This is a genomic window from Endozoicomonas gorgoniicola, assembly GCF_025562715.2.
In the GTDB taxonomy this organism is placed as follows: Bacteria; Pseudomonadota; Gammaproteobacteria; order Pseudomonadales; family Endozoicomonadaceae; genus Endozoicomonas_A; species Endozoicomonas_A gorgoniicola.
The window spans coordinates 1205749-1219766 of sequence record NZ_JAPFCC010000001.1 but is presented as its reverse complement, the minus strand read 5'-3'; the positions used below and the strand labels follow the sequence as shown (position 1 = coordinate 1219766).

The window sequence follows — 14018 nt, the reverse complement described above, 5'->3', positions numbered from 1 at the left end:
GCGGGAAACGATTAGGGGTACGAGCGATCCGTCCAGGTCAGTTTAGGTTCAGGGTCAAAAGCCTCTGAAAAATTTGTCGACCATGATCAGGCCTTGCCGCCCACTCCAAGTCTGGATGAAGGCTTCAATATTTTCATGCTTCGGGGTGGCCAGTTACCGGCCATGAACGTTTAGGTTAAAAAACAGGCGACGCTGTGTGAATTCTGGTGCATTCACCTTCACAACGTTTTATTTCATGCAAGCAGGAGACGATAAATGGCAATTACCCGGGTTGGCTCATTAGTCATCGACCTGATCGCTGAATCGTCAAAATATGTTGAGGAACTAAAAAAAGCCAACCGGCAAACCAGTAAATTTGCCCGGGATGTCAGCCGTTCCATGAATAACCTGTCGGGCAAACTGGCTGGACTGGCGGCAGGCTATCTGGGTCTGTCTGCTGTCATCTCCCAGACCAACCGGGCAATGGCCGACGCCCGTGAAATTGAGAACTGGTCCCGGATTGCCGGACAGTCAGTGGAAGAGTTTCAGGCATCAGCTTATGCCGTCGAGCAATACGGCATCAGCATGGAGGAGCTGGGTGACATCAGCAAGGATGTTGCCGATAAGCTGGGCGACTTTACTGCTACGGGCGGAGGCGGGTTCAAGGACTTTTTTGAGCAGGTGGCCCCACAGGTAGGCTTGACGGCTAAAGCGCTGCAGGGTTTGTCTGGTCCTGACGTGCTGATCGCGGTCAAGCAGGCGATGGACAAAGCCAATGTACCCATGAGGGAACAGATTTTTTACTTAACGGCCATTGCTGACAATGCCGGTTTGCTGATTCCGTTGCTTGAGGATAGTGGGCAAAAATACCATGAACTGACCCAAGAAGCGAACGACCTGAATATTGTCCTGTCGAAACAGGATATTGGCAACCTCAACCAAATGAATCGTGAGCTGAACAAGGTCAGCAACACCCTGCAATCCAGTTTTGCCACTGCCGTAGTCGGAGCCTCTGACCAGCTGCAATGGCTGACCAAACAGATTGCCGATGCCGTGGTGTACTGGGGTATGTTTTTTGATAGCTTTCGAGATGAACCAAAAACCATAGAAGGGCTAAACAATAAACTGATTGAACTTACTGAAACCGAGCAGGATTTAAAAGAAACATTAAAAAATATGCCCTCTGAGTATGGGTATGCCAATATCTGGGATGCTTTGTTTGGCGGTCAGGGTGGTTCAAAATCCCAGGTGCGGGAAGAGCTTGAAAAAGTTAAGCAGCAAATTGAGGCAGTTCAGTTATTAAAAAACAGGGCCATGGGGGTTCCGTCTGAACCACAACCACCCAAACTGCCAAAATTACCAGACATTTCCAAAAACAAATCGGGTGATGGCCAGTCAACTACTGATGCAGCCAACAAAATCATTGCCGCCAACCAACGCATTCTTGATAGTCTTGACAAACAGCTTGCCACCGAAGAAGAACTAATAAATCTTTCTTATAAAAATCGGGTAAAAAAGATTAATAATCTGGTGCTGACTGAGACACAGTTGCAGGCAACTGGGTTTGATACTCTGACAGAATTGAGGGCGGCTTACCTGGAAGATGCTAAAGCATTAAAAAATAAGCAATTAAACGAACTTAAAGAAGCAGAAGCTAGTGCCAAGATACAAAGTCTTGATGCTTTACAGCAGTCACTGGGTTATCAGGGACAAGTGATTGAACGGGCCTACCAAAACCAGATTGAAAAGATTAGAAACCTTGTGCTAACCGAAACGGAGATACGTGCTGCAGGGTTTGAAACCTTAAAGCAATTGCAGGATGCGTATATTCAGGAAGCTGATGAAAAGCGGAAAAATTCACTAGAAGCATTAAAAGAAGAAAATAAAGGTTTTTGGCAAAGTTTTCATGACGACATTGAAAGTTCAACGCAAGATTTTTCAACGCTCTGGTTTAATACTTTTGATAAATTTACAAGTGACTTTGGCGACGCTGTCGGATCGGCCATTGTTGAAGGTAAAAATTTTAGCGACTCTATGGATCAGATAGCGGCGGGCTTTGCTAAATCAATGATTTCTGCATTGGTGAAAATTGCCGCACAACAACTGGTCATCTGGTTGCTGGAAAATACAATACTGAAAAACAAAGAAAAAAGTATGGTTAAAACTGTTACGGGTGATGCATATTCCAAAGTTCAATTAGCCGGACTGAACGCATTTGCCAGCACGGCAGCTATTCCTATTATTGGTCCTGGTTTGGCACCGGCAGCCGCTGCAACCGCCATTGGGTTGACGACACCTATGGCGCTAGCAGCCACTGCCGCAGCCGGTCTGTCGGGCATTGCACATTCTGGCATTTCTGAGATTCCCAGTGAGGGAAGCTGGCTGCTGGAAAAAAACGAGAGGGTATTGTCTGCCAGGCAAAATCAGGATTTGATGAAATTTATGGATAACCAGAAGTCCACTGAATCCGTCGTGTATTCACCCACCGTTGTGGTGGAAGCAGGAGCCAGCCAGAATGAGGATCTGGCGTTTGCAGAAAAGGTGATTGATGAAGTATTCAACCGGCTGGTTCAGGACGGAAAGGTTAATGGCCCGGTACGTCGGGCCATGAACGGGTGATCAGTTATAGCGAAAATTTCGGCACTTGCCTTCACGAGTCAATAATGGCGCTGTGTCTCTAATTTGTATTTCGGTGTTGTCCATGTAAGTTATTTCGACTTTGTCCATGGTGGCGCACCTTATAGAGCTGTTATACCAGATATTTTCCCAATAATCTGTTGTGGTGTTTCGACCATACAGTTCTTTTTGTGCATTGGTAGCGCCTGGATCTAAGGGGCCGGTATAGTCAACTCTTTTTGTTGATCGTTTAGTTATTTTATCGGGAACACTATCACCCACCCTGTTATACGCAGTCAGCCAGTACGTAATGTATTTAATCGTCTTAGGCGAGGTATTTAGTACCTGAATCTGGACATTTACCCCGCCTGCTGAATTAGGACTCAGTGTTCCAAATTCACCTATCAGGATCGGCACTTCAGGATCAGCATAGGCTTTTTCAAAGGCTTTCAATCCACCAAAATGATCCACTTTTACAAAGCTGGAACATCCGGTCAGCACAAAAACAGACAACAAGACAGGCACTAACTTTTTTAGCATCGTTTCACCGCAAACACCACCGACAGACAAAAGCGGCAGACAGGTCGGTGTACCCTGTCGCTTCGGGCGCTACCCTAGCCGCCACTGCATTATACCTTTGTCGTTTAAAAAATCACTTGCACCAGATCAATTTATGGCAAACATTCCTGTATGGCCTGAGTCCCTCGAGCCCAACGAGGCGGAGTTCTGGCCGCAATGGCATACCAAAACCTTTCAATCACCCTTTACTCGTGCCGCCCAGGTGCTGGAATACCCGGGTTGTGTCTGGAAAGCGCAGCTGTCTTTTCGCAATCTTACCCGCACCCAGCAAAAAACGATGGAGATCTTTCTGCTGCAGCTGCGCGGTGCCGCTAACCGGGTCAAAATTGGCGATCCGGTATTTAACGAGCCGTCCGGCGCAGGTGCGGGCAAGCCAGTAGTCGATGGCGACAGGCAGACCGGCAGTGTGTTACGGGTGATCGGCTGCGAGCCTGAAAAACTGTTTCTGGTGACGGGTGACTATTTCACCGTCAATGATGAACTAAAGCGCCTGATTGCCGACGCACGGTCTGACATTGATGGTCGCGCCGACCTGTATTTTGAGCCGCCCCTGCGTCAAGCGCCTGCTAACAGTGCGCCGGTTGTCGTGCGTCAGGCTTACTGCCTGATGCGGCTCGACAATGATGATCAACTCCGCTCAAAACGAAAGCCGATGTTTGGCAGTTTGACCCTGAACTTTACCGAGGCCCTGTTCTGATGTTTAACGAGGCAATGAAGAAAGCGTTGGCAAGCGACGTGGTGCGACCCGTCGTCGCCGCCGAGATTCAGTGGCCGGATGAAGATATGCGGGCGCATACCGGAGTCGGGGATCTGTACCTAAATAATAAACGGTTTCAGGGCGTAGGTAACATCGGCTCCATCAGCGGTATCAAGCAACAGTCCGGCGACAGCCCGACCCGCCTGACGCTGGGTTTGTCCTCGTTTGATGACAGCGTCCGTGGCGAGGCGCTACGGGCGAAGTATCACGGTCGGCCTGTCACTGTCTGGCTGGTTGCCCTGAATGAGCAGCACCAGCCGATGGCGACACAGGTCATCTGGAAAGGCAGCATTGTTGACGCAAAGGTCAGCGTCGGTGAGAGCAACCGGATTGAAGTGGTGGTCAGCAACCGGCTGGAGGACTGGGACAAGAAACGGCCCGACCGCTTTAATGATGAGAGCCAACAGGTGCGGCACAGCGGCGACCGGATTTTTCGCTATGTCTCGGTCATGGCGGAGTGGCCCATCTACTGGGGCTCTGACAAACAGGCAACACGTTTGAGGGACTCCCTGTGAGGAACCACAACTGGCACGTTGACCTGGCCCATTTTATCGAAGAACGCAGGCACCGCCCCTTTGTCTGGGGCGAGCATGACTGCTGCCTGTTTTGTGCCGATGCGGCGGTGCTGACCTGCGGCACTGACCCGGCTGAACCTTACCGGGGCCGGTACGATGACGAGCCGGGTGCGTGGCAGGCATTGAAAGATTACGGGGACGGCACCATTGCCGGAGCCTGGTCAAAGTGTTTTGACGAGATTGAGGTGAGGCAAATTCAGCGCGGCGACGTCTGTTTGTTCGAGGCCAACCCTGCGGCAGAGTTGCCGCAAGCGCGTCACGCCTGCGCACTTAGTTTCGGCAGCAGGCTGTGGGTGGTTACGCCCGGTGATGGCGGGCTGCGGACCTTACCGTTGTCCAGTGCGGTCAAAGCCTGGAGGGTTGAGTAATGGTTTCCGCCGTCGTCGGTGCCGTTGTTGCTGCCGCAGGTTGGGTGGCCTCCAATGCCGCCGTTGTCGCCATTGGCGCGATGGTCGCCTACGGCGTGAAGGTAGGGCGCGACCTAAGCAAATTAAAAGGCAAGAGTCAGGGGACTTCTCCCAGCGACCGCAAGCAGATGGTCCGATCCAGTAACGGGCCGCTGGTCGGGTTGCTGGGCAGGAGTGAGATTTCCGGAACCATCTTCTTTGCCGAGGAGATCAAGAGTGGCTCGCAACTGCATCTCTGCCTGGCCTTGTGCGGCCACGCCGCAAAGGCTGGCAAGCCGGTGATCAGGAAATGCCACCGGATCATGATGGACGACGTAGAGGTGCCGCAGGGCAGCAGCCATAATGGCAAGGTTTATGTTCGGGTGTACGATGGCAGTCAGACCAGTATTAATGACATTGAGAAGCGATTGAAAGACTGCTACAGCTGGCAGGATGATATGGTCGGCAAGGGCATCTGCTTTGCCCACCTGCACTTAAAGTTTGACAGGAACCTGTTTCCAAACGGCCTGCCGAACTTCAAGTTCCTGCTCGATAGCGAGGGCTTTGAGGACAGGGAAGAGAAAAAGCCTGTATTGATGAACAGTGCTGTTGCTTTGGAGCGTTACCTGCGTGACGTGCTTGAGGCGGACAACGACGAGATCAACCGTGACCTGTTTGACCAGGCCATAGCCATCTGTAATGAAACGGTCATCGGATCGAATGGCAAACCTGAGCCACGTTATGGTTGCAATGGTTGCTGGGACTACAGCGAAAGTCATCGCAGTGTCATTGAAAATATTGTTCAGACCTGCGCCGGGTCTCTTGAATATGTCGATGGCCAGTTTGGGCTAAGGGCTGGTGCCTATAACGGGCCGCCAGACTTTGTCCTGACTACCAATGATATTATTGGCGACATTGTCGTCCAGCCTATGCCAGAGCGCAAAGAGCTAAGCAATGTTGTTAGTGGAACCCATGTTAATCCTGACTTTAATTACCAGACCGTTGATTTTCCAGAGGTCAGGTCGGAAGAGTATATCAAGCAGGATGGCGAAGAGCTGAACACCGACTTTGACCTTGAGATGGTACACAGCACCTACCAGGCACAGCGCCTTGCCAGCCTGCACATGAACCGATCAAGGCTCAGTACTGTTACAGTGCCATGCAATTTCAGGGGCTATGAGTGCGGGCTGGGCAGGAACATCCGTCTGGATGCAAAAGTTCTGGGCTATGACAATACAGAGTTCACTGTTGAAGGCTGGGAGTTTACCCATGACAAGGGTGTGAACCTTGTCCTGCGTCAGGACTATCCCGAGCTATGGAATGACTATATCGGCAAGACGCCTGTTCCGCCGCCTGACACGATACTGCCCAACCCCCGTGAGTGCCTGCCGGTTGACGGCCTGCGCTATTCCGAGCGGCAGGTAAATAACGTCTGGGAGAGCCGACTCGACTGGAGCCATCGCTACCCCGGCGCGATCCGTGAGTACCGGATACAGGTATTCCGTGGCGACGAGCCAAAGCCCGGCAACATCAGCGCCGAGTACACCAGCCGCGAGCCCCGCTGTATCTTCCAGCTGCCGGAGCAAGACCGGCACATGGCGCAGGTGCGGGCGGTCAACACCTTCGGCACGGTGTCAGTGCCGGTGGCGGTCTTTTTCTTTGTCACCATCCCCGAGGTCACGGTTACCTCGGTCTCGGTGCCAGAGACCGACAACAGCGTCTATCCCTGCAGGGCTTACGTGGTCTGGCAAACAACCGGCGACAACCAGTACCCGGCTGACAGTGTCCAGTATGAATGCGAAACACGGCTGGGTAACAATAAATGGCTCAGTGCCGGAACCGGACTGGCTAAAAGCCGCTGGCTGGAAGGGCTGGTTGCCGGTGACTACCAGGTTCGGGTGCGGGCAAGGACGCCCATGAACACGTTCAGCGGCTGGCGGAGCCAGTCTTTCAGCGTGTATGTGGCGGAACAGCCCAAAAACCTGTCGTTTAAGCCCGTAGACAGCCCGACCTACTGGGGGCGGCTGAGCTGGGAAGGCTCCGGCGTCAACTTTATTGTGCAGGTGCTGCAGGGCTCAAAGCTCATGCACAGCGAGGGCACCACGCAGAGGGAGCTGTACCTCGACTGGCAGCCCCCCGGCAATTACCAGCTGCGGGTGCGCTCGGTGGCGGGTGCCAGTGAGTCAGGCTGGGCCAGCGTCAATGCCGTGGTCAACAGCCTGCTGCCACCCAAAGACCTGAAGTACAAGCCTTCGCCGGACAATCCTTCATCCTCTGGGGTGTTAACCTGGACACCGGCAGACCGCCGGACTGAGTTCCATGAGATTGAGGTTCTGAAGGAGAGCCAGCGGCTGTTTGCCGCGACAGATTCAGGCAACTTCCAGCTGCTGCCAGCCCTTGTGCCGGACACTTACATTGGACGAGTCAGGTCGGTCTGGCGACAAGCGACGTCTGGCTGGAAAACCGTCACTATTCGCATCACCGAAAGCGTAGACGTTCCTGAAAACCTGATTATCAACCCGCCTAATGACGCCAGCTATCAGGGCGACTTTTCATGGTCGGCAGTGGCAGGCAGCTTTGCCGTTCGTATCCGCCAAGCCGGTAACAATGTAATTGAAACGACGGTGATCAGTAATAACTATCGAATACCGTTGTTGCCTGTAGGTCTATACAGTGCCAATGTTCGCTCCCTGGGAACATTCAGTGATTCCATTTGGGTGAGTACGCCGCTGGATGTATTGCCACCGGAACCCCCGTCTGATCTGGAATTTACCGAGACACCAGATAACGCCGCCAGTTATGGCTCCCTGACATGGGAGTCCTCCCCATCGGCGGGCGTATCGGGCTACCTTGTCAAAATCAGGGACAGCAACGGGACAGAAATAGTTACGACTCAGACGGTAACGACCCGTTATGCGGTGGGCAATTTGCCTGTTGGTCGTTATCAAGCGCTGGTCAGTGCAGTCAGTTTTCAGGGCAGTGATAAAAGTTCGCCGGTCAGTACAGACATTGTCGTCAGCTCCCTCAACAGTCCAAAAAACTTGAGCTACAGCGAGTCCCTTGTTGATACCGGCACAGGATTGACGACACAGGTTATCTTTCGCTGGGAAGCCGGTGACAGCCGGACGCAGAATTATGATGTGGAGTACCGTAATCTGGAGGAGGCTATCTGGAGCGGTTTGTACTCTGGACCATCAGCGACCGCGACCATTAACGGGCTGGCTGCCGGTGATTATTTTTTCCGGGTCCGGGCATTAAGCTATGCCGACCAGTCCGGCTGGTCGCAGATCGGGGTGCAGGTCAAAGGCTTTAATCAGCCGCCTGCTGATGTAGAAAACCTCCAGCTCAGGGCATTGGGCAGCCAGCAGGCGCTGTTGACCTGGGGCCAGATTAGCAGCCCCGATGTGATCAACGGCGGCTCGGTGCATGTTCGCCATACTTACCTGATCGGTCCAGCGGCGGTGTGGGAATCTTCGGTTCCATTAACCGAACGGCTGCCAGGCAATACCACGTTTTTTAGTGTCCCGCTGTTGTCAGGCACTTACTTTGTCAAGGCGGTTAACGGCAATGGCTACTGGTCAAAGATCGCCGCCAGTGTTGTCTCGACTATGGGTAACCTGCTCGGTTATAACCGGGTAGTCGAAAGGGAAGAACCCAACGACTGGCCCGGTGAGAAAAACAAGGCAGTCATTGACTCCGGCGGCTCTATCTCGTTCGCGGAGGACGATAGTAATACTGACCCACCGTTTTATATCATGGACCAGCCCCTGGACCTGGGCGCGTTGCTGACGGTGCGTCTGTACCTTGAGTGCGACGGCTCTGTGTATGAGGTCGATACCATTGACGAGCGCACCCAGCCGATGGACGACTGGCCGATGTTTGACGGGGTTGAGCCTGGCGGCACTTCACTACAGTACCATGTCAGTTCCACCGAGGATGACCCGAACGGCTCAGATGTAGAGTGGTCTGACTGGACCCAGTTTCTTGTGGGTGAGTTCCGGGCGCGGGCGTTCCGCCTGAGAATTTCATTAATGACCGACTCCAAAGCAGCCGCCGGGACGGTCAGTAACCTCAAATTAATGGCTGATGTACCGGATCGTAGTGAAACCGCCCGTAACATTGAAGCCCCCGCCAATGGCCTGACCCTGGAATATCAGACCCCGTTTCTAGCACCTGCCGTTATCGGCATCACCCTGCACGGTGCCAAGACCGGTGATTACTGGGACTTTATTAAAAGCGATGAGAAAGGCTTTACCGTCCGGTTCTTTAACCGCAACGGCGACGGCATAGCGGCAAACTTTGACTACCTGGCAACGTCCTATGGTGAGCAGTGATGACAGATGACATTAAACCGGCTCAGCAGTTGCCGGATTTCTATCTTGACAACCAGCCGGGCGCACCTTTCAGGGCGGAGCTTAACACGATCATCGCCGCCCTGGTGTCCTCCAACGCCGGGGCAACCGAACCGAAGAACCCGCAGGCGGGCTGGCTTTGGCTAAACACTTCGAAAAAGCCATGGGTACTGTACCGGCGCAATGCCGACAACACGGCATGGATCAAGCAGTACGACGCCCAGAACCGGCCCACCAAAAACGATGTCAAGCTGGGCCGGGTGCCAAACTTTGCCGCGACCAGCTCCATTACCGATCAATCAGCCAGCAAGTTTGCCACGGCGAAGGCTGTCAGCACCCTGAACAACAACAAGCTGGAAAAAACAGGCATCGCCGCTGACAGCGCCAGACTGGGTAAAGTTCCTGCCGCCAGCTATGCCCTGCAAACCGGCAATTACTCAGGATTGCGGGCAAGGGCGACCACAAAGGTCGACGTGGGTCTGGGCAGGGTGCCGGATTACCCCATCAGCAACAGCACGACCAGCAAAAACGCCAAGGCCTTTGCCAGCTCAAAAGCCGTCTATGACCTGAACATGGCGAAGCTGGGCAAGAGCGAGCAGGCTGCCAACAGCAAGCTACTGAACGGCAAGGCAGACAGTGCCTTTGCCAACAAAACCCACCAACACAATGCCGAAGAATTGCCAACGGGGACAACCAGCGCGCCCGGCATTGTAAAGATGAACGACAGCACCGGCAGCAACAGTACCAGAGAGGCGGCCACGGCCAACGCGGTGCGCAAGGCCAAGTCTGAGGCGATTGCCTCGGGTGTCCCTTCCGGCTGTATCATGATGTGGGCAGGTACTATCGATAAGGTGCCGAATGGCTGGAAACTGTGCGATGGCAATGGCAAGACCAAAAATGGCATAGCAGTCCCTGACCTGAGGAACCGGTTTATTGTCGGGGCGGGCTCCGGTTACGCGCCCGGCAAGACGGGTGGCGCTACCTCGGCAAGAACCAGCAGCTCCGGGGCGCACAGTCATTCGGTGAAGGTTAATTCGGCTGGGGCGCATAGTCACTCGGTGACAGTTGCTAATACAACGCTGTCTGAAAGTCAGATGCCAAAACATCAGCATAAAGCACCCGTTGCTTCAAACCAACCTTACGGCATAGGTGATGATAAAGCTAAAACTCCCGCCACTACTTATTACTTCAGAAGAACATCCCTTACTTCTTCTTTTGGTGGCTCCAGACCCCACACCCACTCCGCCAGCACCAACAGCACCGGCGCACACACCCACTCCGCCAGCACCCACAGCGCCGGAGCCCACACCCATACCGTCAGCACCCTGCCACCCTATTACGCCCTAGCTTACATCATCAAACTGTAGGAGCCGCTATGTACCTGACCATCGTCAAGCCCGACAACCTGACACTGATTGACCGGCATCCACAGACATTTAACCTGCTGGATTTTGGTGTTCCTGGTAACCTGCACGCCCTGCAGTGGCAAAATGACCGGGGGCATATTGAGTACAGTAACCTGCCAAATGAGGACATTAACGATCTGCCTGGCTGGGTTGATCCGATAGTAAAAGAACACCGTCGTTTGACAGAATTACAGACCGCTGAAAAGGAACAGGCCGACCGACAGGCGATTTATTTAGGAAATGGCGAAGCACGACTAAACCGCCTGGATAAACAGAAGCAACAGAAACAGCAGGCACAGCAGGAAAAAATTAACCGTTTAGTAATGGAGAAACTGGCATGAGCCGTTTTACGTATTCTACCTCAACCCCTATCGGGCAAATTGTCGCTGAAGCAGTCAACAGCGCTCAGGAAAGCCGCTATAAACTGAACCGTGCAGTCAATGCTGTCGAGGGAATGAACGACGAGCAGGCAAAGGAGGAGCTGGGTGTCGATAACCTGGCAGGTTTTCGAAATGCGCTTAACCAGTTAAACGCCGCCTATGAAAAAGAACCGTTTAAGGACCTGCTGCCGGTTTTGGATCAGGGTTGAAGCTGTATCTCCCTGACTTTTAGACAGGGAGTATAAGTAATTTTGGTATTTTAAGTGTTATACGGACAAGTACAAAATAATCCGCATTTTTGCATTATCCCGATTTGATCCGTCTAATACGGGTTATACGTAATCACTACAACTGTGCGGTATCCATGCTTGATGGATGTACTGAACATAAACGGCGTCAGGCACAGCTTTTCTTTCCATAAAAACATCAGCTACACGTTTGTCTCTGTTACACATTTTGGCTCTTGATCTTTTGTTAATGAAGACGTGACCGTCTTTATCAACTAGCCAGTAATGCGCTTGAAGTAATTCGTAACTTCCTGTCTGTTCAGGGATAGCTGCTATTTCTTCTATATGTATTCGCTCGAATTTTTCTTTTGTATTCATGCTTTTAACTCTGTGCCAAATTACGTATAACAAAGTTTTCCAAGGGATGCTCCCGATGGTCGCACCCCTGAAAACGGGGTTATGTTTCTATTTTCTCAATACATTGCTCGTTCAGTATCAAGACTGATTCGCAGTCCCAGCCATAAAGCCATTTTGGTCGTGTAAATCTGGTTTCCTGCTCACCTTTAATGGTCAGGTGGATAGCATCAATGCCTGATTCTTTGATCCGCTCAAAGTCCAAAACTTCAAACGGCAGTGGTATTTCTTTTGGTGCGACAGGCAACTTATCCAGATCATCAAACGAGTCAATGATGTACAAGTTATCGGTGCTGATCTGAATTTTTACTTCATGCTTGGCACAGTAAAAATCAGATTCTTTGCACCACTCTTTCCATCCCCACTCAGCTTCAACTGGGCTACACCAGATACCACCCTGCGGCTTAATCCACATTTCGTTTTTGATAGTCACTGGATGGACTTCAAAATCATGGTTGTCTGTGTAATGTACTAACTTCATTCAATCTCCCGAAACATAACAAGTCGTTCGTAATGACGTGCCTACGGCACGCCTCACAACTTCAGGGTTATGTGGCTACATCAGTTACTGTAACGTCTGAAACTTCCCCATTATACGCATCGGTACACGTTAGTTGGTACTTTCTGGCAGTTGCTCCTTCCGGTACTTCCTTAAACTTTGGAGATAGGCCAATGTACTCAAAAACAGACTTGTGCCACAAACACTCAACCCTGACAGGAACGAATGTCATTAATCCAAAAATTCGTGCGAGTTGTTCAGGTTCTTTTTCAACAAATTCTATTGGTATTTCAAACGCACCTAAATTTCGTTTATCCATTTTTATCTCCATAGCTTCGTGCAAATCGCCACATAACAATTTCATCCAGCCGACCGCTACGGCGGCGGCTGATAAAGGGGTTATATGGCTTAATCATTTACCATGCTTAACGGCTGGTATATTGCGGTTCCCCCACAACGGTTACGCCAAACCTTTCTGAGCCAAACCCAGCGACCAGTGCCTAAAGCTCCATATCGCACCGGATACCAGGCATACCATATATCAGTAACACTGGGTTTCTGCATTGCCCTGATCATAAAGCTATTTAGTTTTTGGAAGCCTTCTTTTGACCAAAGTTCTTCTGCTTCTTCACGGCTAACAGGTCTTGCGTAACCCATGAAATCTTGCTTTTTTAACTGCGAGTCTGTGCTATTCGCCATATAACAAGTCGCTCCAATTCGTTCCGGCTTCGCCTCCACCCGACCAGCCTTCGGCGGTCGCCTGAGCTTCAGGGTTATCCAGCAGCTGTTCTTCGTAACTGATCATCATGGCCTCCAATGGATAGCCGGATGGTAGGGGAGATATGTTGTCGGGCAATGACCCGGCCCTGTTTGCGGATAGTGCCGAGCTTTGACAAACTTAGTCCAAAGCGCCGTGCCTTGAGGTTGTCTTCGCCAGGCAGACCGTACAAAACTAATAGACAGTTGACCTGTAAAGCCTCTAAGTTAATACAAAGATCAGCATTCAGGGCAGCAAGACGTCGGTTGGCATTGCCGTAAAACAGTGGACGGGAGCCTGTATTAACCGTGCCTGCAGGTTCCTTAAACCGCACAATGGAACTGGGGCCAGTGCCTTCGTACAGTTCAAGCGTTATTCGCCAGCTGGCCCAGTGTTCCAGAATCCGGTCAATAACGTCAGGTTTTCTGGCCATGTTCCTGTACCCATTTCGGGTCAAGCAAAAACCGGCAAAACAGTTCAACATCCATCGTCATGCAGCCGCGTATGTCCTGCTCGTCAAAGTAATAGTTTGGGTGCATCGCGACCTTCCAACCTTGGTGGTCGGCCCGATAGGCGAGTACCGGCGTTTTTCGTTGCTTTCTTGCGTTGCGCTGCGCCTGCGTCCACCAGTCGCGCACCAGTGCGTCACTGACGCGCGCCCAGCGCTTGATTTCAAAGCTGAACAGCCCTGCGCCGCCGAGGTCGTCGCCGCCGTCGCGGCACTGTCGCAGGTTGCGCCGCAGCTCTACCGCACCATTGGTGAGGCGGTACACGGTGCGGATAAACTCGCGCTCGCCGTTCTTGCCCTTGTTTACGGATTTTCTGGCACTGTCAGAGTTCATAGGCGTACCCGGACTCAATCATCAGGATGGAAAATTTGTCAAGTCGTCCGACCGCTGTAACAGGGCCGGGCGGTAGTTGCTGAATATGATGGCCACTGTTAAGCCATCGCCGTATGTCTCGGGACAGGCGCAGGCGTTGCTCGGTCTTGCCCAGCTTTGAAAATTTTGAATTTGTCCTATGATAAGCGCCACCGGAATAATCCCTGCTCATTATCACCTCCCGGCCAGATGAAACTGGCCCTGGGGTTG

16 protein-coding genes are annotated in these 14018 nt (G+C 52.1%); 8 read left to right on the top strand and 8 right to left on the bottom strand.

All coding sequences use genetic code 11. The features are described 5' to 3' along the window. The first annotated feature begins 255 nt into the window (after positions 1 to 255). Complete coding sequence (locus NX722_RS05605; protein WP_262567106.1) at positions 256 to 2598, top strand: coiled-coil domain-containing protein; 2343 nt, start codon at positions 256 to 258, stop codon at positions 2596 to 2598. Here the strand turns inward: NX722_RS05605 and NX722_RS05600 are convergent, their stop codons facing one another. After that, positions 2599 to 3135: a hypothetical protein gene (locus NX722_RS05600; protein ID WP_262567105.1), complete on the bottom strand. Its 537-nt coding sequence runs from the start codon at positions 3133 to 3135 to the stop codon at positions 2599 to 2601. A gap of 133 nt (positions 3136 to 3268) precedes the next feature. On the opposite strand from NX722_RS05600, the gene NX722_RS05595 reads away from it, so the two are divergent. From NX722_RS05595 to NX722_RS05565, 7 genes are all read left to right on the top strand, one after another. Continuing rightward, positions 3269 to 3871: a hypothetical protein gene (locus NX722_RS05595; RefSeq protein ID WP_262567104.1), complete on the top strand. Its 603-nt coding sequence runs from the start codon at positions 3269 to 3271 to the stop codon at positions 3869 to 3871. A gap of 86 nt (positions 3872 to 3957) precedes the next feature. Next, positions 3958 to 4446 (top strand): hypothetical protein, encoded by a 489-nt coding sequence (locus NX722_RS05590; protein ID WP_265442336.1) that lies wholly within the window; start codon positions 3958 to 3960, stop codon positions 4444 to 4446. Continuing rightward, positions 4443 to 4874, top strand: a complete 432-nt coding sequence (locus NX722_RS05585; protein WP_262567102.1) for a DUF6950 family protein — start codon at positions 4443 to 4445, stop codon at positions 4872 to 4874. Before NX722_RS05590 ends, NX722_RS05585 begins: the two co-directional genes overlap by 4 nt. Then, positions 4874 to 9226, top strand: coding sequence for a phage tail protein (locus NX722_RS05580; protein ID WP_262567101.1), 4353 nt, complete (start codon positions 4874 to 4876; stop codon positions 9224 to 9226). Before NX722_RS05585 ends, NX722_RS05580 begins: the two co-directional genes overlap by 1 nt. Continuing rightward, positions 9226 to 10611 (top strand): tail fiber protein, encoded by a 1386-nt coding sequence (locus NX722_RS05575; RefSeq protein ID WP_262567100.1) that lies wholly within the window; start codon positions 9226 to 9228, stop codon positions 10609 to 10611. Before NX722_RS05580 ends, NX722_RS05575 begins: the two co-directional genes overlap by 1 nt. An 8-nt stretch (positions 10612 to 10619) precedes the next feature. Beyond that, positions 10620 to 10991, top strand: a complete 372-nt coding sequence (locus NX722_RS05570) for a hypothetical protein (protein ID WP_262567099.1) — start codon at positions 10620 to 10622, stop codon at positions 10989 to 10991. Further along, a complete protein-coding gene (locus NX722_RS05565) occupies positions 10988 to 11239 on the top strand; it encodes a hypothetical protein (RefSeq protein ID WP_262567098.1) in 252 nt (83 codons plus the stop codon). Before NX722_RS05570 ends, NX722_RS05565 begins: the two co-directional genes overlap by 4 nt. A 123-nt stretch (positions 11240 to 11362) precedes the next feature. Here the strand turns inward: NX722_RS05565 and NX722_RS05560 are convergent, their stop codons facing one another. The 7 genes from NX722_RS05560 to NX722_RS05530 form a co-directional block, all read right to left on the bottom strand. Next, on the bottom strand, positions 11363 to 11635 hold the full coding sequence (locus NX722_RS05560; RefSeq protein WP_262567097.1) for a hypothetical protein: 273 nt from the start codon (positions 11633 to 11635) through the stop codon (positions 11363 to 11365). Between the two features lie 79 nt (positions 11636 to 11714). Continuing rightward, a complete protein-coding gene (locus NX722_RS05555) occupies positions 11715 to 12152 on the bottom strand; it encodes a hypothetical protein (protein WP_262567096.1) in 438 nt (145 codons plus the stop codon). Between the two features lie 67 nt (positions 12153 to 12219). After that, the gene (locus NX722_RS05550; RefSeq protein ID WP_262567095.1) at positions 12220 to 12489 is read right to left on the bottom strand and encodes a hypothetical protein; all 270 of its coding nucleotides are present in this window, start codon (positions 12487 to 12489) and stop codon (positions 12220 to 12222) included. Positions 12490 to 12578: 89 nt separating this feature from the next. Then, on the bottom strand, positions 12579 to 12908 hold the full coding sequence (locus NX722_RS05545; protein WP_262567094.1) for a hypothetical protein: 330 nt from the start codon (positions 12906 to 12908) through the stop codon (positions 12579 to 12581). Positions 12909 to 12943: 35 nt separating this feature from the next. Beyond that, complete coding sequence (locus NX722_RS05540; protein WP_262567093.1) at positions 12944 to 13360, bottom strand: hypothetical protein; 417 nt, start codon at positions 13358 to 13360, stop codon at positions 12944 to 12946. Next, the gene (locus NX722_RS05535) at positions 13344 to 13769 is read right to left on the bottom strand and encodes a hypothetical protein (RefSeq protein ID WP_262567092.1); all 426 of its coding nucleotides are present in this window, start codon (positions 13767 to 13769) and stop codon (positions 13344 to 13346) included. Before NX722_RS05535 ends, NX722_RS05540 begins: the two co-directional genes overlap by 17 nt. Next, on the bottom strand, positions 13759 to 13980 hold the full coding sequence (locus NX722_RS05530; RefSeq protein ID WP_262567091.1) for a hypothetical protein: 222 nt from the start codon (positions 13978 to 13980) through the stop codon (positions 13759 to 13761). The genes NX722_RS05535 and NX722_RS05530 overlap by 11 nt, the downstream gene beginning before the upstream one ends. Positions 13981 to 14018: the final 38 nt, after the last annotated feature.